Here is an 18,276-nt window from a genome sequence, read left to right on the forward strand (position 1 = left end):
AAGGGGGACAACTATGGCCACTTTCAACAAGACCGTTGCTCAATTCATCGTAGATTCACCGTACCTCGGTACTGACACTGTGACAGTGCGCGACTCCGCAGCAAACATCCAGGCGCTGACGCCGGTCCAGATTGCGGAACTCGCCACCAAGAATGTCGACACGCTCGACTCGACCAGCAACATCATCCGCTTCTCTGTCGATCAGCTCAATGCACTGACCATTCCCATTGCCTCCGGTGACAGCATCGTTCTGTCCGATACCGGAGCAAACATCACCTCACAAAACACCTCTTTCTTCAGCGGCCTGGCGGCCAAGAAGGTTGCAGCGATCAATCCGTCAGATGGATTGCTGTCGTTGACGGTTGCCAAGTATCTAGCGCTTGGCGGTGTTGCGATCGACGCAAGTGCGGTAGCGACACTCGCAGACACCGGCGCCAATCTGGGGGCGCTGACAACAGGCCAAATCTCGGCTTTGGCAGGCAAGGGCATCGACAAACTCGATGCATCCGACGATGTGTTGACGCTGACCGTGGCGAAGTTCAAGGCGCTCGGCACCGTAACCCTCGCCGCAGGGGATGCGGTGACCCTGTCCGACACCGGCGACAATCTCGCGGCGCTGACGGCGACTGATTTCGGCTCGCTGTCGGGCAAGAACATCGACACGATCGATGCGTCCGACAATGTCCTCTCGCTGACCGTTGCCCAGTACAACAATCTCGGTACGGTCGCGCTCACGGCCGGCGATGTGGTTACGCTGACAGATAGCGGTGGCGTCCTTGCGGCACTCACCACCACGCAGATCTCGGGCCTTGCCGCCAAGGGAATCGACGCGATTGACTCGATTACCAACACACTGTCGCTCAGCGTGGCGCAGTATCAGGCTCTCGGGGGTGTCACTCTGACCGCAGGCGACGATGTCACGCTGACAGATACGGGCGGCAACATTGCGGGATTGTCGGCATCCGCCATCGGCAATCTCGCGGCCGGAGGAATCGACAGGATCGATTCAATCGGCACGCTGAACCTGACGGTGGCGAAATACCAGGCGCTGGGCTCTGTTCAGCTGACACCGGGTGACACGGTGGTGCTGACTGACACTGCCGCAAACATTCAGGCTCTCACGGCGGTCGAGATCGGCGCTCTTGCCGGAAAATTCATCGATTCGATCGATGCCACCGATAACGTGCTGACGTTGGACCTTGCCAAGTTCAACGCTCTTGGGGCGGTCACGCTCACATCGTCGGATGTGGTCACCCTGTCGGATACTGGCGCAGCGCTTTCAGCATTGTCGTCAGTCCAGATCAGCGCATTGGCCGGAAAAGGGATCGACGTCATCGACGTCAGCTCAGGATCCCTGACGCTCACGGTGGCCCAGTTCTCGGCTCTTGGCGGCGTAGCGTTGACGAGTGCCGACTCAGTGACTCTGGCCGACACGGGTGCAGCGATTGCCCAGCTTTCAGCTTCAACAATTGGCACGCTTGCCGGAAAGTTCATCGACGTGATCGACGCCACCGATGGCGTCCTGTCCCTGACTGTCACGCAATACAATGCGCTGGGCACGGTGCAACTCACTGGCAGCGATACCGTGACCCTGAAGGATACAGGAGCCGCCATCGCGTCCCTCACGGACACGGATATTGGCAATCTCGCTGGCAACGGCATCGACATCATCGACGCCTCCGACGGAGATCTGGCGCTGACCGTGCTGCAGTTCAATGCACTTGGCTCCGTCGCCCTGACCCTTGCCGACAACGTCTCGCTCAGGGACACCGCCGCCCATCTGGAGGCGCTGACGACCGTCGAACTCGCAGGCCTTGCAGAACTCGGAATTGACGAGATCGATTCGACAGAAAACGCGATCTCCCTGACCGCCGCACAGATTCTTGCCCTTGGGAACGTGACGATCGCCGAGGATGACGCGGCAACGCTCGCCGATACGCAGGCCAACATCGAGGCCTTGACCCCTGAGGATCTTGAGGCCATCGCCGATTCCGGGATCGATTTCATCAATTCGACCGATAATGTACTGTCTCTGACAGCGGATCAGGCAACCTCGCTCGATGCCATGAAGATCGTTGGCGGTAATGCGGCTGAGCTGCTGGATAGCGGTGAAAACATCGCAGAGATGTCGTCGGCTGAGATCGGCAAGCTGGCGGCAAGCGGATTTGATACGATCAACGCATCCGACGACGCCTTGATCCTCAACGTGAGTCAATATCTGAGCTTGGGCACTGTTGCCTTGACGCCTTCCGACTTCATCGTGCTGTCGGACACGGGCGCTGCCTTGGCGGGTCTCACGCCTGCGCAGATCGCAGCCCTTCCGGCCAAAGGCATCGACGCCATCGACGCCTCCGACAATGTCCTGTTGCTTTCTGTGGCTCAGTTCCAGGCACTGGGAACCCTCAGTCCCTCGGCTGGCGATCTCGTCACACTTTCTGATACGCAGGCAACCCTGACGGCCCTTACGACCGATGACCTCGCGGCTCTCGCCGGCAAGAACATCGACCAGATCAGTTCCACCTCCGGCACGCTGATCTTCACGATCGCACAGTTCAAGGCCTTGGGCAGCGTCGTTTTTGCTCCGGCCAACACGGTGACCATCGCCGACAGCACCGCCAACTTCGCAGCACTCACTGCGCTGGAATTCGCAAGCTTTGCCACTCACAATGTCGATAATCTGGACGTGTCGGGCAGCGGGCTTCTGACTCTCGACGTCGACAAGGCCCTTGCTCTCGGTGCAGTGAAGTTTGCTGTGGCAGACGTGATCACCGTCTCCGATACCAGTGCAAACATACAGGACCTCACGCCGGCCCAGATCGCTGATCTTGCCCTGAGCAGAATTGACACGATTGATGCGACGGATGCCGTTCTGCAGTTGGACAAGGCCCAGGCGCTCGCGCTTGGTACCATCGCGATCGGTACAAGCCACTCGGCCTATCTCTACGACACGGGAGCCAATATCGCTTCGCTGACTCCGGCGCAGATAACCTCGTTGATCACCACGGGCTTTGATGGGCTGGATGCCTCTGACGGCACTCTCACACTCAGTGTTGCCCAGTACAATGCACTCGGCATTCTGACCTTGGATGCCGCTGACACCGTGACGCTCGCCGACACCGGCGCTGCGCTTGGCGCCCTTTCCGCCGTGACGATCGGCGGGTTGGCTCTCAAGGGCATCGACACCCTCGATTCAACGAACAACGCGCTTTCTTTGACCGTTGCTCAATACAAGGCCCTGGGCACAGTTGCGCTCACGCCAGCCGACACAGTGACGCTGGCCGACACCGGATCGAACATCGCTGGACTCACCGCAGGTGAATTCACGAACCTCGCCAGCAATGGCATCGACTTCATTGATTCGAGTACCAACACGCTCTCGCTGACCGTGGCCCAGGCCACTGCGCTGGGGTCTGTCGTCATCGTGGCGGCTGATTCCGTGACACTGTCCGACACAGGAGCAAACATCGCAGCACTTTCGGCTGCAGCGATTGGTGCACTGCAGGTGAATGGCATTGACACGATCGACACGACCAATGGAGTCCTTGTGCTTAAGGTCGATCAGGCCCTTGCACTTGGTACGGTGACTGTTGCTGCCAATGATGCGGTGACCGTCACTGATACAGCCACGCACATCGAGGCGATGACTGCCCCTCAGATTTCGGGATTGGCCGGCAGGGGCATCGATGCAATTGATTCATCCGACAACGTGCTCAGCTTGAGCGTGGCGCAGTATCTGGCGCTGGGGGCCGTGTCGCTCACCGGTACGGATGTCGTGACCATCACGGATACGGGCGCGAACATCTCGGCCCTGACGTCCACGCAGATCGGGGCACTTGCGAGCAAGGGCATCGACAAACTTGACGCGTCGGACGGCCTTCTCACCTTGTCGGTTGCTCAATACAACGCTTTGGGCACCGTCGCACTCACGACAGCCGATTCTGTGACCCTCGCCGACACGGGCGCGGCTTTGGCGGCGCTCACACCCGCAACAATCAGTGGTCTCGGAGCCAAGGGCGTTGATACCATCAATGCTACAAATGACGTGCTGTCTCTGACCGTCGCGCAGTACAAGGCGCTGGGCACGGTCGCGCTCTCGTCAGGCGACACCGTGACGTTGGCTGATAGTGGCATCAATCTTGCGGCGCTGACAGCAGTCGAAATTGCGGATCTCGACAGCAAGGGCGTGGATGCCATCGATTCAACCACCGGTACGTTGATCCTCTCGCTCGCTCAATATCAGGCCTTGGGAAGCGTGGCACTCACGGCGTCGGACGTTGTGACCCTGAGCGATACCGGCTTAGCGATTGCAGGCCTTTCGCCCTCCGAAATTGCCGATCTCGGCGCGAAGGGTGTCGATATCATCGATTCATCCACAGGAGCACTGTCTCTCACCGCAGCGCAGGCGCTCAACCTCGGACAGGTGACACTCACCGCAGCGGATGTGGTCACCCTGGCGGACACGGGCGCCCACATCGCGGGCCTCTCGCCGTCGAACATCTCGGCGCTTGCCGCCAAGGGTGTTGACGTCATTGATGCATCGACCCCGTTGTCGTTCACCGCCGCACAGTATCTTGCGCTGGGCACGATTGCGTTGACGTCTCTGGATTCGGTGACATTGCTTGATACGGGCGCAAACCTGGCCGCACTGACATCCACCCAAATTGCCGGATTGGCTGCAAGGGGCGTTGACGCAATCGATGCCATTGACAACGCCCTGGCTCTCACGGTGGCGCAATACAACGCACTTGGCTCTGTCACTCTGACGACAGCAGATCTGATAACGTTAAGGGATACCGGCGCTGCTCTGGGCGCACTGACGTCGGTCGCAATTGGCGGTCTTGCTGCGAAAGGTGTTGATGCAATCGACGCAAGCGACAATGTCCTTGCACTGACGGTAGCTCAGTACAATGCCCTTGGCGCAGTGACACTGACGGCAGGTGATGTGGTGACCTTGAAGGATACGGTCGCAAACCTCGGGGCCATGTCGGCCCTAGCCATCGGCAACCTCGGCGGCAACGGAATCGACTTCATCGACTCCACGAACAACACCCTGTCACTGACCGCGGCCCAGGCTGCAGCGCTCGGGTCTGTTGTTGTCGTTTCGGCCGATGTTGTGACGCTTCTCGACTCGGGATTGAACATCGGCAACCTGACCTCTGCGCAGATCGGCGCGCTCCAGGGGAGCGGCATCGACACGATCGACTCGAACACAAATGCGCTTTCGCTGACGGCAGCCCAGATCAATGCCTTGGGGACTGTCAAGCTTACGGCAGCCGACATCGTCACGCTGCTGGATTCGGCCACAAACATTCAGGCGTTGTCTGCAAACGCGATTGCGGCGCTGGCTGGCAAGGGTGTCGACGTCATCGATTCAAGCAACAACACACTTTCGTTGACGGTTGCACAGTTCCTGTCGCTTGGTACCGTGACGCTTGCCTCCGCCGATCTTGTGACGCTTGCTGACACGGCTGCCGCCATCCAGGCACTCACCCCGGCACAGATTGCAACGTTGGCCGGCAAAGGTGTCGACAAGATCGACTCGAGCGACGGTGTGCTCAGCCTCACGGCTGCCCAGTATAATGCCCTGGCAGCGGTCACGCTGGAAGCCACCGATACAGTTACGGTCAGCGACACCTCCACGGCCCTGCAGTCACTTACCGTGGCGCAGATCAGCGGGATGGCGGCAAAGGGCGTTGACGTCATCAATGCCAGCGACAATGTTCTGGCGCTCACGGTTGCGCAGTATCTTGCCCTTGGCGGCGTGGACCTGACGGCGGGCGATACTGTCACACTGCGTGATACGGCTACGGCCCTCGCATCACTTACGCCCATCCAGATGGCCGACCTCGATACCAACGGAGTCGACGTGATCGACTCAACGAACAACACGTTGTCACTCACGGTAGAGCAGTATCAGGCGCTGGGGACTGTCACACTGACAAGCGCAGACGTCGTGACACTTGTTGATGTCGGTGCAGATTTTGCGGGCCTCGTCCCGGGACAAATCGCGGTCCTCGGTGCAAATGGCATCGACCGGATCGATGCTTCGGACAACGCCATATCGCTTTCAGCGGCCGCTGCTGCTGCGCTTGGCACGGTTGTCATCAATTCCGCCGACGTGGTGACGGTATCAGACACCGGGGTCGGAATCGCCAACCTCACTGCCAGCCAGATCGGCGGGCTGGCCGGCAGCGGCGTAGACCGGATCAACGCATCCGACAACGCCGTAACGTTGAACGCCGCGCAGGCAAATGCCCTCGGTGCCGTGACGTTTGATGCTTCCGACAGTGTTACCGTCTCTGACTCGGGTAGCAACATTTCTGCACTCACCACCACGCAGCTCAGTGCTTGGGTCACACGGGGCGTGGACTTTGTCGATGCCACCGATAATTCCATCACGCTTTCAGCCCTTCAGAAGACTGCCCTCGGAGCAATCACGATTGCGACCGGAGACACCCTTACTGTCAACGGTGGCACGGGAGCGGACGTTATCAATGGACATGCCGGAATCGACATCTTCTTTGGCGGAACCGGTTCGGATACCCTGAATGGTTTCGCGGGAGCAGACTCTTTCACCGGGGGCGGAGGGAGGGATGTGATGACCGGCGGTGCTGATGCCGACACGTTCATCTTTACGGCCATTACCGATTCTGGTGTGTCCGCAGGAGCGCGTGATGTCATTACGGACTTCGTGAGCGGAACCGACAAGATCGACTTTTCATTCCTCGATGCCAACAGCGCGACAGTAGCGATTGATGATTTCGTCTTCGATTCCGCGGCCGGAACATCAACATCTGCCATCGCGTCGGGGCACTTCGGCTGGTATTACGACGCGGTGAACAATGTTACCGTGATCCGCATCAACAATGATGCCGATGCAGCGATAGAGTCGACGATCCAGCTGACGGGCAACATTACGCTTACGTCGGGTGATTTCATCTTGTGAGAAGATCGGTGGCGAGGATACGGGGAAGTGACTGTCCCCCGACGCTAACTGAGGTGGGACGGCTTGTTCTGCCAAGCAAAGCATCTCTATCCCTTCACTGATCCTGCCGTCAGGCCATCAACCAGCCAGCGTTGTGCGATCAGGGCGAGCACGTAGATGGGAATGACCCCGGCGAGAGACGCAGCCGCCATCTGCCCGAAGTTCTGCAGGCGCTCGCCCTGGAACAGGGAAATGCCCACGGTCAGCGTCCGCGCGCCCTCGTTGAACGTCAGCGCTGATGCAAGCAGGAACTCGTTGTAGGCGAGGATCACCACGATGAGATAGGTCGCCGCCGCTCCATGCGAGACAAGCGGCAGCACCACATGCCGGAATGTGCCGAAGGTGTTGGCGCCATCGAGGCGGGCCGCTTCCTCGATCTCGCGCGGCACCTGGGCCACGAAAGGGGCGAGCAGCCACAGTGCAACCGGCACGTTCATCAAGCCATAGATGAGCGCAAGTCCGGGCACGGTGTTGATGAGGCCGATGAACTTGAGCAGGTAGAACAGCGGCAGCATGGCGACGACCGGCGGCGCAAGGAAGCTGCCCAGCACGAGTTGCGGCAACCATGTCCTTGCGATCTCGAGGCGATAGATGGCGAAGACAGCGGGCAGGGTGATGGCAAGGGTCACGAGGCCCGACAGTAGAGAGGCCAGCACCGAGTTGGTGATGTAGAGCCGAAGTGGCGCCACCGCGAAGGCAGCAGGCCAGTTCTGCCAGTTCAGGCTGGCCGGAAAGAAATGGCCCGACAACACATCGTCTGGCGACTTCAGGCTGACAGACGCCAGATAGACAATCGGCAGGACCAGCAGCAGCGCCACTACGGCTGCCGCAGCCCACAGCAATGATCCGCGCAACCGGTGGCCGCGGTTCATGCTGCCACCAGCTGGCGGCGCTGCCATTTGACCAATGGCAGGGTGATCACCGAAACCACGATGGCGAAGATCATGGTTTGTGCTGCGGCGCGGCCGACATCGAATTGTTCGAGCCCTGTGCGCCAGATCAGGAAGCTGGGCACCGAGGTGGAATCTGCCGGGCCACCGAAGGTGAGGATATACACGGCATCGAAAAGCTTGAAGGCGATCACCACCTTGAGCAGCAGGATCGACACGATTGCAGGCCAGAGTGCCGGAAGCAGGATGTAACGGAAGCGCTGCAGGGCGTTGGCGCCGTCGAGACGCGCGGCTTCAAGGATTTCCGCCGACAGGCTGCCGAGCGCGGCATAGGCCATGAGCGCCACAAAGGGAATCCATTGCCAGGAGTCGGCAATCAGGATCGCGGCCCACGCAAGCGTGGAGTCGCCAAGTATGGAAATGGGTGCATCGATCCAGCCATCGCGCAGCAGGACGCCGTTCAGAAGCCCGCCGCTCGGCGCGAAGATGAGTTTCCAGACGATGCCCGCCATGACGGGTGGTGTCATGAGCGGCAGGAGCAGCACGATCAGCAGCTTGCGGCCGGCCGTCGACAGCTTGTGGAGCAGAAGGGCAAGCGCAAGTCCTGCCGCAACCTGCAGGACGCTGGAGGGGAGTGCATAGAGAATGCCGCGCGTAATCGACCACAGGAATCCGGAGTCGGTGAGCGCGCCGAGATAGTTCCTGAGGCCACGCCAGGCCTGGAAGGGCCGCCCGAGGTTGCTCTTGGTCAGCGACAGCGCCAGCACATAGAAGGTCGGGTACGCCAGCATCACCGCAGTTGCGAGCGTGATGGGCGCGATCCAGGCCAAGTGTGTCAGCTTCAACAGGTTCGCCCGGCGGGTCACGCCGGGCGAGAAGGTTGGGATGGTGACGGTCGTCATCAGCTCGAAAGGGCCTGGTTCCACGCCGCGTGAATGCCGGCAATCGCGTCTGTCGGTTCCTTCTGGCCGGCAAGGATTTCGGCAAGACCATCAGCGAGGATCTGCTGCAGCTTCGGCGACTGCACGTTGGTGGGCCAGGGCAGGCCGCTTTCCAGCTGCCCGGCGAGGGCCTCCTGCAGCTTGGGCGCAAAGGCCCTGTATTCCGGCCCGTAGAGCTGGCTCTTGCGGCTCGGGTCGATGCCACTGCCGGTGAGCAGCACGAGTTCCTTCTGCACCTTGGGGCCGGTGCCGAACTTCACGAATTCCCAGGCCAGTTCCTTGTTCTTGGAGCCGCTGGTGATGGCAAAGCCGAAGCCTGCATTGAAGGCGGCAATGTTCTTGGTGTTCTTGCCGCCAGTGGGATTGCGCACCACGCCCCACTTGTCGACGATCTTCGATCCCTTCGGATCCTGCGCATAGACGCCGAGATCACTCCAGAACTCGATGAGCGCCACCTTGCCGCCGAGGAAGGCGGGCAGGCCTTCTTCGAAGCGGGTTTCGAGTGGTGTAGGCATGGCATGCGGAATGATGTCCTTCAGGCTCTGCGCTGCGGCGAGTGCCGCTTCGGAGTCGAGCGCCGATGTTCCGTCTTCCTTCAGGAAGGTGCCGCCATAGCCCGCAAGGCGATTGGCGAAGGTCGAGCCGATGATGATCGGCGCCTTGCCGCCCAGCACCGCCGCACCATAGATGCCGTTCTTGGATTCCGCCGCGGTGACGGCCTTGGTCACCTCGAGATATTCTTCCCAGGTGGTCGGTGCCTTCAGGCCGTTCCGGTCCAGAATCTCCTTATTGTAGAACAGCAGGTGGCTGTCGCCATCATAGGGGAAGCCCCAGCGCTTGCCGTCGCGCAGCGTGTAGGTGTCGTAGAAGGACGCGAGCACGTCATCCGGCTGCAGTTCCGCCTTGTCGCGCTCGATCCAGTCGGTCACGTCGGTGACGATGCCGTCCTCCACAAGGGCAGAGAGCGTGGTGTACCAATAGTCGATGACGTCGAACTCGTTGGTGCCGGACTGCACATCGAGCGTCGCCTTGGTCTGGATCTGGTCATAGGGAACGGGCGTGACATTCACCTTTGCCCCCGTGAGCTTCTCGAAGTCCTCGGCAAGCTTGCGGCCGGTGACGACGTGCGGCTGGATGATCATGAAGTTGAGGGTCTGGCCCGCATACTTGCCCTCGGCGGCTGCTCGCGAGATCGCTGCAGCATTGCCGAACAGGGCAGCGCCCGTTGCCGCTGTGCCGAGCAGAAAGCGGCGGCGGTTGAAGGACGCGAAGTCGATGTTTTTGGATGGCGGTCGTTCGTTCATGTTCACTCTCCTCTTGAGATGAGGTGACGGAGTGCACAGGAAAATGATGCATCGGAGTAGTGAGGATTTCTTCAGCGATTCCTCAATGCCGTTTGCATGTCATCAACGATGATCGAGACGCCGCGCCAGGCTGTCGCCGAACCATTGCAAGCCGCTAACGAAGAGAATGAGAATGACGACGACGATGAGCATGACGTCGGTCTGGAAGCGCTGGTAGCCATAGCGAATGGCGATGTCGCCAAGGCCGCCAGCGCCCACGGCACCGGCCATGGCGGAAGCGCCAACCAGCGTGACGAGAGTTACGGTGAAGCCGGACACGAGACCGGGCAGAGCCTCGGGGACCAGAACATCCTTGACGATGTCCCAGCGCGTTGCGCCCATGGCGCGTGCTGCATCGATCAATCCATGATCAACCTCGCGCAGTGAGACCTCGGCAATGCGGGCGAAATAGGGAATGGCCGCGATGCTCAGCGGCACGATGGAGGCAGCCGTTCCGATCGCCGTCCCGACCAGCAGGCGCGTGAACGGAATCACGGCCTCGAGCAGGATGATGAACGGAATGGAACGGAAGGCATTGATGATCGCACCCAGCACCTTGTTCAGCAGGGGCAATTCGTAGATCCCGTCCCTGTCGGTGGCGACGAGGACGAGACCAAGGGGAAGGCCAAGGACGAACGAAATCGCGCCTGATGCAAACGTCATGACAAGCGTCTGCACGAATCCGGTGCCGATGAGCGAGAAAAGATCAGTTTGCATATCCCCGGTCCGTGAGAACGATGCCCTTCGGGGCAAGTGTGTCCTTGAGTTTGACGAGTGAATCGCGGCGAAGCGCCGGGATCTGCAGATAGAGGTGCCCGGCAGGCTCGCCCTGGATGTCCTGGACATTTGCGGAGAGCAGCACAACGGGACCACCGGATGCCGAGGCGAGAAGATCAAACAAGGGTTGCCGCGCCGCAGTGCCCGTGACACTGACTTCAAGAATGCTGAACCGCCCCTTGACCGGTTGAAGGCGCTTCAGCGTTTCATTCGGCAGCTGTGGCAGAAGCGATCTCAGAAGACTGCGTGTCGTGGGGCGCTGTGGCGAGGAGAGGACATGCCGGACATCGCCCTGTTCGACGATTCGTCCGGCGTCGAGAACCACGACTGTTCGTGCGATCTGTCGCACCACCTCGATCTCGTGGGTGATGAGAAGGATGGTGAGTCCGAGCTTGCGGTTGAGGTCGTTGAGGAGCTCGAGGATCTGCTGGGTGGTCTCGGCATCAAGTGCCGACGTCGCTTCATCCGAAAGCAGGAGGAGCGGATCAGCGGCCAGAGCCCGTGCGATGCCCACCCGTTGCTTTTGTCCACCCGAAAGCTGTGCAGGGTAGGCTGCTTCCTTGCCCGAAAGGCCGACCAGCTCAAGAAGCTCGCGGACACGCGCCGTCCTCTTCTCACGCGAGACACCAGCGATCTTGAGGGGCAGGGCGACATTGTCGAGCACGGTCTTGGCAGAGAGAAGATTGAAGTGCTGGAAGACCATGCCGATACGGCGCCGCACAGGCAGCAGCCGGGCTTCGTCCAGCGTCGTGATGTCGACGCCGCCAATCTCGATCGAGCCGCGTTCAGGTCGGTCGAGGCCGTTCAGGCAGCGGATGAGCGTGGACTTGCCTGCACCACTGCGGCCGATCAGGCCGACGATGTCGCCTTGCCGGAGTGACAGGCTGACGTCGTCCAGTGCCACGAGATCGCCGAACCGCCGGCTCACGCCGGCGATGCGGACGACATCCTGAAGTTCGGAGTTGGACAACCGGAGATCATCCGGCTGTCCCGACAGTTTCTCTCTTACCACGCCGGAAGGCCCGTGCCCTTGTAGGCCTTCGCAAGTGCTACCTTCACGTCATCGTTCTGGTAGGATTCGACAAGCAGCTTCACCCAGGGCTCGTCCTTGCGATCGGTCTTCACCGCGATGAAGTTGTTGTAGGGATTGTCCTTGATAGGCTCCTGGGCGATCCGTTCCTTGTCCGGGTCAATGCCGGACTTCAGTGCCCAGTCCGTGTTCACCACGGCAGCATCAAGGTCGGTGAGGGCACGGCCCACGACGCCTGCGTCGAGTTCCTTGATCTGGAGGTTCTTCTTGTTCTCAACGATGTCGGCCGCGGTGGCGAGAATGCCTGAGCCGTCCTTGAGCTTGATGAGACCGGCATTCTGCAGCACGTTGAGCGCACGCCCACCATTGGACGGATCATTGGGCACGCCCACGACAGCGCCATCGGGCAGGTCCGCCACCGACTTGTACTTCTTCGAGTAGAGGCCGATCGGCCACACGGCCGTCAGGCCCACCGGCGTGATTGTGTAGCCGTGATCCTTGATCTGGTTGTCGAGATAGGGCTTGTGCTGGAAGGCGTTGGCGTCGATGTCGCCGTTCTGCAGCGCTTCATTGGGCTGGGTGTAGTCGGAGAAGACGACCGGCTCGATGATCAGCCCCTTCTTCTTGGCCTCTTCCGCCACGACTTTCCAGACATCTTCGTCTTCACCGCCGATGATGCCGACCTTCAGTTTGGTGTCTTCGGCAAAGGCGGAGTGATGGAGCGCCGGGGCAGCGAGAACGGTCGCTGCAAATGTGAGCGAGAGAAAGAGCCTGCGCTTCAGCGCAAGATTTGCAATTGTCATTGTTGTGTTCCTTCGGGTTCGTTTGGATGTCTGTATGGTGCAATACAGTGCGACCATGCATGTGAGCTCTCGTAACAGTGTACGGACGAATATGCCGCTCATAAAAACTCAAATGGCGAGTTGATATTGCTCAAGACGCTCTGAGGACGGGTGGAGAGTGAGCACTTTCCGGTTCATTGAGAAATTCTAAAGCCCCGCTTTCAAGAGCCTTTGTTGTGGGAACCAACGAACTGGGAAAGAACAGCGGCCTCTTTGAACCAATGGAGACCGCCATGAGCAAGACGCTTTCACGTTCCCTTTCACGCCGCCGTGTTCTTGAACTTGCCGCCGCCACGGGCCTGGCTGCCACTGCGATCGCATCGGGGGGCACGGCCCGCGCCGAGGGCAGGGAACTTCGCATCGGCTTCCAGAAGTATGGAACGCTGATCCTTCTCAAGGGCAAGGGTACACTTGAAAAGGCGCTTGAACCGCTCGGCGTCAAGGTGACGTGGACGGAATTCCCGGCGGGCCCGCAGCTTCTCGAGGGCCTCAACGTGGGCGCCATCGATTTCGGTTCGACGGGTGAAGCACCGCCCATTTTTGCACAGGCCGCAGACGCGCCGCTCGTTTACGTGGGTCATGAACCTCCGGCGCCGAAGGGCGAGGCCATCCTTGTGGCGAAGGACAGCCCGATCAAGTCGCTTGCTGATCTCAAGGGCAAGAAGGTGGCGCTGAACAAGGGTTCAAACGTCCACTATCTGCTGGTCAAGGCGCTGGAAAAGGGCGGCCTGGAATACAAGGACGTTGAAACGGCCTTCCTGCCGCCGGCGGATGCACGCGCCGCCTTCGAAAAGGGGGCGGTGGATGCCTGGGCCATCTGGGACCCGTTCCAGGCCGCAGCAGAAGCAGCTACGGGCGCGCGCACGATCACCAACGGCGAGGGGCTCGTTTCCAACCATCAGTTCTACCTGAGCACCAAGCAGTATACGGCTGCCAATGCCGACATCGTCGATGTTCTGGTGAAGCAGATTGCCGAACTTGATGCCTGGGCCAACGGGAATACCGATGCCGTGGCCAGCGAGCTTTCGGCCAGTGTCGGCATTCCGGCAGATGTGCTGAAGGTCGCCCTTTCGCGCCAGACCTACGGCGTGAAGCCGATCAGCAATGAAGTGATCGCCGAACAGCAGAAGATTGCCGATGTCTTCTATGGCCTGGGGCTCATCCCCAAGGCGATCAAGATCTCTGACGTGGTGTGGAAGCCGGCGGCCTGAGCATGACCGCACCGCTGAACATCCTGTGGTTCATCCCCACCCATGGGGATGGCCACTATCTCGGGACGTCCGAAGGTGGCCGCGCCACGGATCTTGCCTACCTGAAGCAGATCGCCCAGGCGGCGGATACGCTGGGCTATTATGGCGTACTGCTGCCCACCGGTAAGTCCTGCGATGATTCCTGGGTTGTTGCGTCGGCGCTTGCGCCGCTGACCGAGAAGCTGCGGTATCTCGTGGCGGTGCGGCCTGGCCTGCTGTCGCCGGCTGTTGCCGCCCGCATGACGGCCACGCTGGATCGGCTCTCGAATGGCCGCTTGTTGATCAATGTGGTGACCGGCGGTGATCCCGTGGAGAACCGTGGCGACGGCCTGCTGCTGCCTCATTCCGAGCGCTACGACCTCACGCGCGAGTTCATGACCGTCTATGGCCGTTTGCTTGAGGGCGGCGGCAAGGTGAGCTTCAAGGGCAAATACATCGAGGTGGAGGAGGGCGAGCTTTTGTATCCCCCGGTCCAGTCGCCGCGGCCACCCTTCTACTTCGGAGGTTCTTCCGATGCGGGCATCGACGTTGCAGCACAGACGGTGGACAAATATCTGACGTGGGGCGAGCCGCCAGCACAGGTGGCGGAGAAGATTGCCAAGGTGAAGGAGGTCGCGCGCAAGCGGGGCCGCACGCTGTCCTTCGGTATCCGTCTGCACGTCATCGTGCGCGAGACAACCGAGGAAGCCTGGCGCGCAGCGGACAAACTGATCAGCCATCTCAGCGATGAGACGATTGCCAAGGCGCAGAGTGTGTTCAACCGGATGGACTCGGTCGGACAAAGGCGCATGGCCGCGCTCCATGGCGGGCGGCGGGACAAGCTTGAGGTCAGCCCCAATCTCTGGGCAGGTGTCGGCCTTGTGCGCGGCGGTGCCGGAACAGCGCTGGTGGGCGATCCCCAGACGGTGGCCGACCGCATCAATGCCTATGCCGATCTCGGGATCGACAGCTTCATTCTCTCAGGCTACCCGCATCTGGAAGAAGCGTATCGCTTTGCGGAGCTCGTTTTCCCGCGCCTCAACCTCAGCCATGGTAAAGTGCGCAACGCTGGCGTTGCCAACATGGGCCCCTTCGGCGAGACCATTGCCAATGTGGTGCGGCCCGACGTTTTGCAGCGGGCCCAGTCATGAGTGCTGCGGCTGAGTCCTTCGGGCGGCGCCTGCTGCCCTGGCTCCTGCCGCTGGTGACTCTTCTCGTGTGGGAGATCGCCGCGCGGCAGGGCATCATCGCGGCCCGGCTGCTGCCGTCACCCTCATCCGTGGCCAGGGCGTTCTGGGCAACGCTGCTTGACGGCACGCTGCTCCATCACACTTTTGTCAGCACCGTGCGCGCCCTCAAGGGCCTGGTGATCGGCGGGGTGATCGGCTTCGCCTTCGGCATCTTCAACGGCATCTGGCGCCCTGCCGAGGTGACCTTCGATACGACGCTGCAGATGCTGCGCAACATTCCCCACCTCGCCATCATTCCGCTGGTCATCCTCTGGTTCGGTATCGATGAGGAGGCGAAGACCTTCCTTGTGGCCCTTGGCGTGCTGTTCCCGATCTACCTCAACACCTATCACGGGGTGCGCAGCATCGACCCGGCCCTGCTCGAGATGGCCCGCAGCTACGGCCTTTCGCAAACCGCTTTGTTCTGGCGCGTCATCCTTCCCGGTGCCTTGCCATCCATTCTCGTGGGGCTCCGCTATGCCCTCGGCATCATGTGGCTCACGCTGATCGTCGCCGAGACGATCTCTGCGTCCGCGGGCATCGGCTACATGACCATGAATGCGCGTGAGTTCCTGCAAACCGATATCGTGCTGCTTGGCATCCTGATTTATGCGCTGCTCGGCAAGCTGGCGGATTGGCTCACCCGCCTTCTGGAGACCTCTCTGCTCTCGTGGAACCCGGCCTATCTGGCGAAACGGAGCTAGATGACATGAACATGATTGCGCGCGACGAAGCAGCTCAACGTGTTGGTCAAGGTGAGCCCCAGTCGCATGGCCTCGCCATCGCGCTTTCCGATGTGTCGAAGAGCTTTGGCGAGCGCAAGGTCCTCAAGCATCTCTCACTGACACTGACGCCGGGAGAGTTTGTTGCCGTCGTGGGGCGATCGGGCTGTGGCAAGACCACCTTGCTCCGACTCATCTCCGGTCTTGAAAAGCCATCTGACGGAACCGTCACGATCGACGGCCGCTCTCCCGCTGAGCAGCATAAGAAGATCAAGCTCCTGTTCCAGGACCCACGTCTCCTGCCGTGGCAGACGGTGCTGGGGAATGTGGGGATAGCGCGGGGGCAGGGCTGGGAAAAGGCGGCCACGACGATGCTCCGGCTTGTGGGCTTGCAGGGGCGCGAGGGGGATTGGCCAGCCGTGCTGTCCGGCGGGCAGCGGCAGCGCGTGGCGCTTGCACGCGCCCTGGTGAGCACGCCCGATGTTCTGTTGCTGGACGAGCCTTTCGGTGCGCTTGACGCGCTGACCCGCATTGAGATGCATGAGCTGCTCATGTCGCTCTGGTCAGGCCGGCGCTTCACCGCGGTTCTGATCACCCATGATGTTGCAGAAGCCGTGGCGCTCGCTGACCGGGTGATCGTCCTCAAGGATGGCGAGATCGCCTTTGAATGCCCGATTCCACTTCCTCGCCCGCGGCGTGCGCTCGGCGACAGTGCGGCGGCGCGGCTTCAGGCCGAAATCCTGTCCCACGTCTAGGCTCTTGATCTCGATGGTCAGGATGATCGACAATCGGGCAGCGGCGAGCGTGTGCGCCATGATGAGAGGGTTATGATGTCTGATATCAAGCATGGAACGGACTGGAAGCACGATGGCGTGCGCGTGATTCCCGGTGGCCAGCTTGACCCCAACACGGCGCAGACACCCGGCATGGACCGCAAGGCGGCGATCAATTTCGCCCGGGTGGGTGCGCAGAAATTGTGGGCGGGCACCGTGCACATCCACCCCAATGCGAAGACGGGGGCTCACCATCATGGGCCCCTCGAAAGCGTCATCTATGTGGTGAAGGGCAAGGCCCGCATGCGCTGGGGCGAGTCACTTGAATTCACGGCCGAAGCTGGCCCTGGCGACTTCATCTATGTTCCGCCCTTCGTTCCCCATCAGGAGATCAACGCCAGCGAGGACGAGGTTCTGGAATGCGTTCTGGTGCGCAGCGATGGTGAATCGACCGTCGTAAATCTGGATATCGAACCCGTCGAGAAGCCGGAGAATGTCCCATGGATCGATCCGATCCACCGCCAACCGTGAGCTGACCGGGCCCAACAAACATAACGGAAGGGCTGAGGAAAACTCAGTACCGTTCCACTCCGCCGCATGGTGTCTGCCGTCATCTGAAACGAGAGATGATGAGTGCGATGCTTCCGGTCATAGACATGCGGTGCAGGCCGTCCTACCTGCACGACTTCTTCGGGAGGACGGCGGGCACGCCGGAATTCGAGACGGCACGATGGCTCAACCGCCGCGTCGGTACGCGCGAAGCAGATACACATTTCACCCGCTCATCAACGCCGGCCGGCTTCCTGCAGGAGGTGCGGACGGCGGGCCTGTCCCATGCCGTCGTCGTGGGCCGCCACACGCCAAGCCAGTTTATCTCCAATGATTTCATCCATGAGATCGTGAGGGCGGACCGCGCGCTGGTCGGCATCGGCGCTGTTGACCCGGTATTGCAAGGCGAGCGGGTGGCCGTTGTCGAGGCCGAACGTGCGATCAGGACGCTGGGCCTCAAGGGGATCAACCTTGAGCCGGGTTTCGGTGAACCGCCGCGCTTTGCCGATGATCCCGCCTACTTCCCGATCTACGACCTGTGCCAGGCCTTGGGTGTGCCCGTCTTCCTGATGAGCGGGCCGACGACGCCTGACCCGCGCTACAATGATCCTTCCGCGCTTGCCGTCATCGCGCGGGCCTTCCCGCGCCTCAGCATCGTTGCCTATCACGGATACTGGCCCAATGTTCAGCAGGCCGTCGGTGTCGCCTTCCGTTACGAAAATGTGCACCTCGTGCCGGACATGTACATCTTCCAGCCGGGCAGCTCGGCCTATGTGGAGGCCGCCAACAGCTTCCTTTCTCAACAACTGCTGTTCGGATCGTCCTATCCCTTCCGGCCGATCCGGCAGTCGATCGAGGACTTCCTGAAGCTCGGCATCAGGGATGTGTTTTTGAATCAGGTGCTGCATGACAATGCCGTGAGGCTTTTGAAGCTTTAGGCGCTTCTAACGTCACGCTTGAGTATTT

13 protein-coding genes are annotated in these 18,276 nt (G+C 60.7%); 7 read left to right on the plus strand and 6 right to left on the minus strand.

The annotated features are described in order from the left end of the window. Nucleotides 1-13 precede the first annotated feature (13 nt). Nucleotides 14-6,946 (plus strand): hypothetical protein, encoded by a 6,933-nt coding sequence (locus tag QM801_RS03575; RefSeq protein ID WP_415017839.1) that lies wholly within the window; start codon nucleotides 14-16, stop codon nucleotides 6,944-6,946. 86 nt (nucleotides 6,947-7,032) lie between these two features. Here QM801_RS03575 and QM801_RS03580 read toward each other — a convergent pair whose 3' ends face one another. From QM801_RS03580 to QM801_RS03605, 6 genes are all read right to left on the minus strand, one after another. Beyond that, nucleotides 7,033-7,857, minus strand: a complete 825-nt coding sequence (locus QM801_RS03580) for a carbohydrate ABC transporter permease (protein ID WP_415017840.1) — start codon at nucleotides 7,855-7,857, stop codon at nucleotides 7,033-7,035. Beyond that, nucleotides 7,854-8,777, minus strand: coding sequence for a carbohydrate ABC transporter permease (locus QM801_RS03585; RefSeq protein WP_415017841.1), 924 nt, complete (start codon nucleotides 8,775-8,777; stop codon nucleotides 7,854-7,856). Before QM801_RS03585 ends, QM801_RS03580 begins: the two co-directional genes overlap by 4 nt. Further along, complete coding sequence (locus tag QM801_RS03590) at nucleotides 8,777-10,120, minus strand: ABC transporter substrate-binding protein (RefSeq protein WP_415017842.1); 1,344 nt, start codon at nucleotides 10,118-10,120, stop codon at nucleotides 8,777-8,779. The genes QM801_RS03585 and QM801_RS03590 overlap by 1 nt, the downstream gene beginning before the upstream one ends. A 102-nt stretch (nucleotides 10,121-10,222) precedes the next feature. Beyond that, on the minus strand, nucleotides 10,223-10,876 hold the full coding sequence (locus QM801_RS03595; protein WP_415017843.1) for a methionine ABC transporter permease: 654 nt from the start codon (nucleotides 10,874-10,876) through the stop codon (nucleotides 10,223-10,225). Beyond that, complete coding sequence (locus tag QM801_RS03600) at nucleotides 10,866-11,906, minus strand: methionine ABC transporter ATP-binding protein (protein WP_415017844.1); 1,041 nt, start codon at nucleotides 11,904-11,906, stop codon at nucleotides 10,866-10,868. Before QM801_RS03600 ends, QM801_RS03595 begins: the two co-directional genes overlap by 11 nt. Before the next feature lie 35 nt (nucleotides 11,907-11,941). After that, complete coding sequence (locus tag QM801_RS03605; protein ID WP_415017845.1) at nucleotides 11,942-12,769, minus strand: MetQ/NlpA family ABC transporter substrate-binding protein; 828 nt, start codon at nucleotides 12,767-12,769, stop codon at nucleotides 11,942-11,944. 272 nt (nucleotides 12,770-13,041) lie between these two features. Between QM801_RS03605 and QM801_RS03610 the strand changes: the two genes are divergently transcribed. The 6 genes from QM801_RS03610 to QM801_RS03635 all read left to right on the plus strand — a co-directional run bounded on the left by QM801_RS03610 (nucleotide 13,042) and on the right by QM801_RS03635 (nucleotide 18,248). After that, nucleotides 13,042-14,019 (plus strand): sulfonate ABC transporter substrate-binding protein, encoded by a 978-nt coding sequence (locus QM801_RS03610; protein WP_415017846.1) that lies wholly within the window; start codon nucleotides 13,042-13,044, stop codon nucleotides 14,017-14,019. Between the two features lie 2 nt (nucleotides 14,020-14,021). Continuing rightward, nucleotides 14,022-15,188, plus strand: coding sequence for an FMNH2-dependent alkanesulfonate monooxygenase (gene ssuD / locus QM801_RS03615; RefSeq protein ID WP_415017847.1), 1,167 nt, complete (start codon nucleotides 14,022-14,024; stop codon nucleotides 15,186-15,188). Beyond that, nucleotides 15,185-15,970, plus strand: coding sequence for an aliphatic sulfonate ABC transporter permease SsuC (ssuC, locus tag QM801_RS03620; protein ID WP_415017848.1), 786 nt, complete (start codon nucleotides 15,185-15,187; stop codon nucleotides 15,968-15,970). The genes ssuD and ssuC overlap by 4 nt, the downstream gene beginning before the upstream one ends. A gap of 5 nt (nucleotides 15,971-15,975) precedes the next feature. Continuing rightward, nucleotides 15,976-16,743, plus strand: a complete 768-nt coding sequence (locus QM801_RS03625; protein ID WP_415017849.1) for an ABC transporter ATP-binding protein — start codon at nucleotides 15,976-15,978, stop codon at nucleotides 16,741-16,743. A gap of 72 nt (nucleotides 16,744-16,815) precedes the next feature. Next, nucleotides 16,816-17,292, plus strand: coding sequence for a cupin domain-containing protein (locus QM801_RS03630; protein WP_415017850.1), 477 nt, complete (start codon nucleotides 16,816-16,818; stop codon nucleotides 17,290-17,292). Nucleotides 17,293-17,399: 107 nt separating this feature from the next. Then, entirely contained in the window at nucleotides 17,400-18,248 is an 849-nt protein-coding gene (locus QM801_RS03635) for an amidohydrolase family protein (RefSeq protein ID WP_415017851.1), read from the plus strand. Nucleotides 18,249-18,276: the final 28 nt, after the last annotated feature.

Origin of the sequence: Aestuariivirga sp., from assembly GCF_047600585.1 — a bacterium.
GTDB lineage: Bacteria > Pseudomonadota > Alphaproteobacteria > Rhizobiales > Aestuariivirgaceae > Aestuariivirga.

Coding starts and splice junctions, on each gene's coding strand:
- QM801_RS03575 (WP_415017839.1), top strand. CDS start 14: ATGGCCACTTTCAACAAGACCGTTGCTCAATTCATCGTAGATTCACCG.
- QM801_RS03630 (WP_415017850.1), top strand. CDS start 16,816: ATGATGTCTGATATCAAGCATGGAACGGACTGGAAGCACGATGGCGTG.
- QM801_RS03605 (WP_415017845.1), bottom strand. CDS start 12,769: ATGACAATTGCAAATCTTGCGCTGAAGCGCAGGCTCTTTCTCTCGCTC.
- QM801_RS03625 (WP_415017849.1), top strand. CDS start 15,976: ATGAACATGATTGCGCGCGACGAAGCAGCTCAACGTGTTGGTCAAGGT.
- QM801_RS03585 (WP_415017841.1), bottom strand. CDS start 8,777: ATGACGACCGTCACCATCCCAACCTTCTCGCCCGGCGTGACCCGCCGG.
- ssuC (WP_415017848.1), top strand. CDS start 15,185: ATGAGTGCTGCGGCTGAGTCCTTCGGGCGGCGCCTGCTGCCCTGGCTC.
- QM801_RS03580 (WP_415017840.1), bottom strand. CDS start 7,857: ATGAACCGCGGCCACCGGTTGCGCGGATCATTGCTGTGGGCTGCGGCA.
- QM801_RS03635 (WP_415017851.1), top strand. CDS start 17,400: ATGCTTCCGGTCATAGACATGCGGTGCAGGCCGTCCTACCTGCACGAC.
- ssuD (WP_415017847.1), top strand. CDS start 14,022: ATGACCGCACCGCTGAACATCCTGTGGTTCATCCCCACCCATGGGGAT.
- QM801_RS03595 (WP_415017843.1), bottom strand. CDS start 10,876: ATGCAAACTGATCTTTTCTCGCTCATCGGCACCGGATTCGTGCAGACG.
- QM801_RS03610 (WP_415017846.1), top strand. CDS start 13,042: ATGAGCAAGACGCTTTCACGTTCCCTTTCACGCCGCCGTGTTCTTGAA.
- QM801_RS03590 (WP_415017842.1), bottom strand. CDS start 10,120: ATGAACGAACGACCGCCATCCAAAAACATCGACTTCGCGTCCTTCAAC.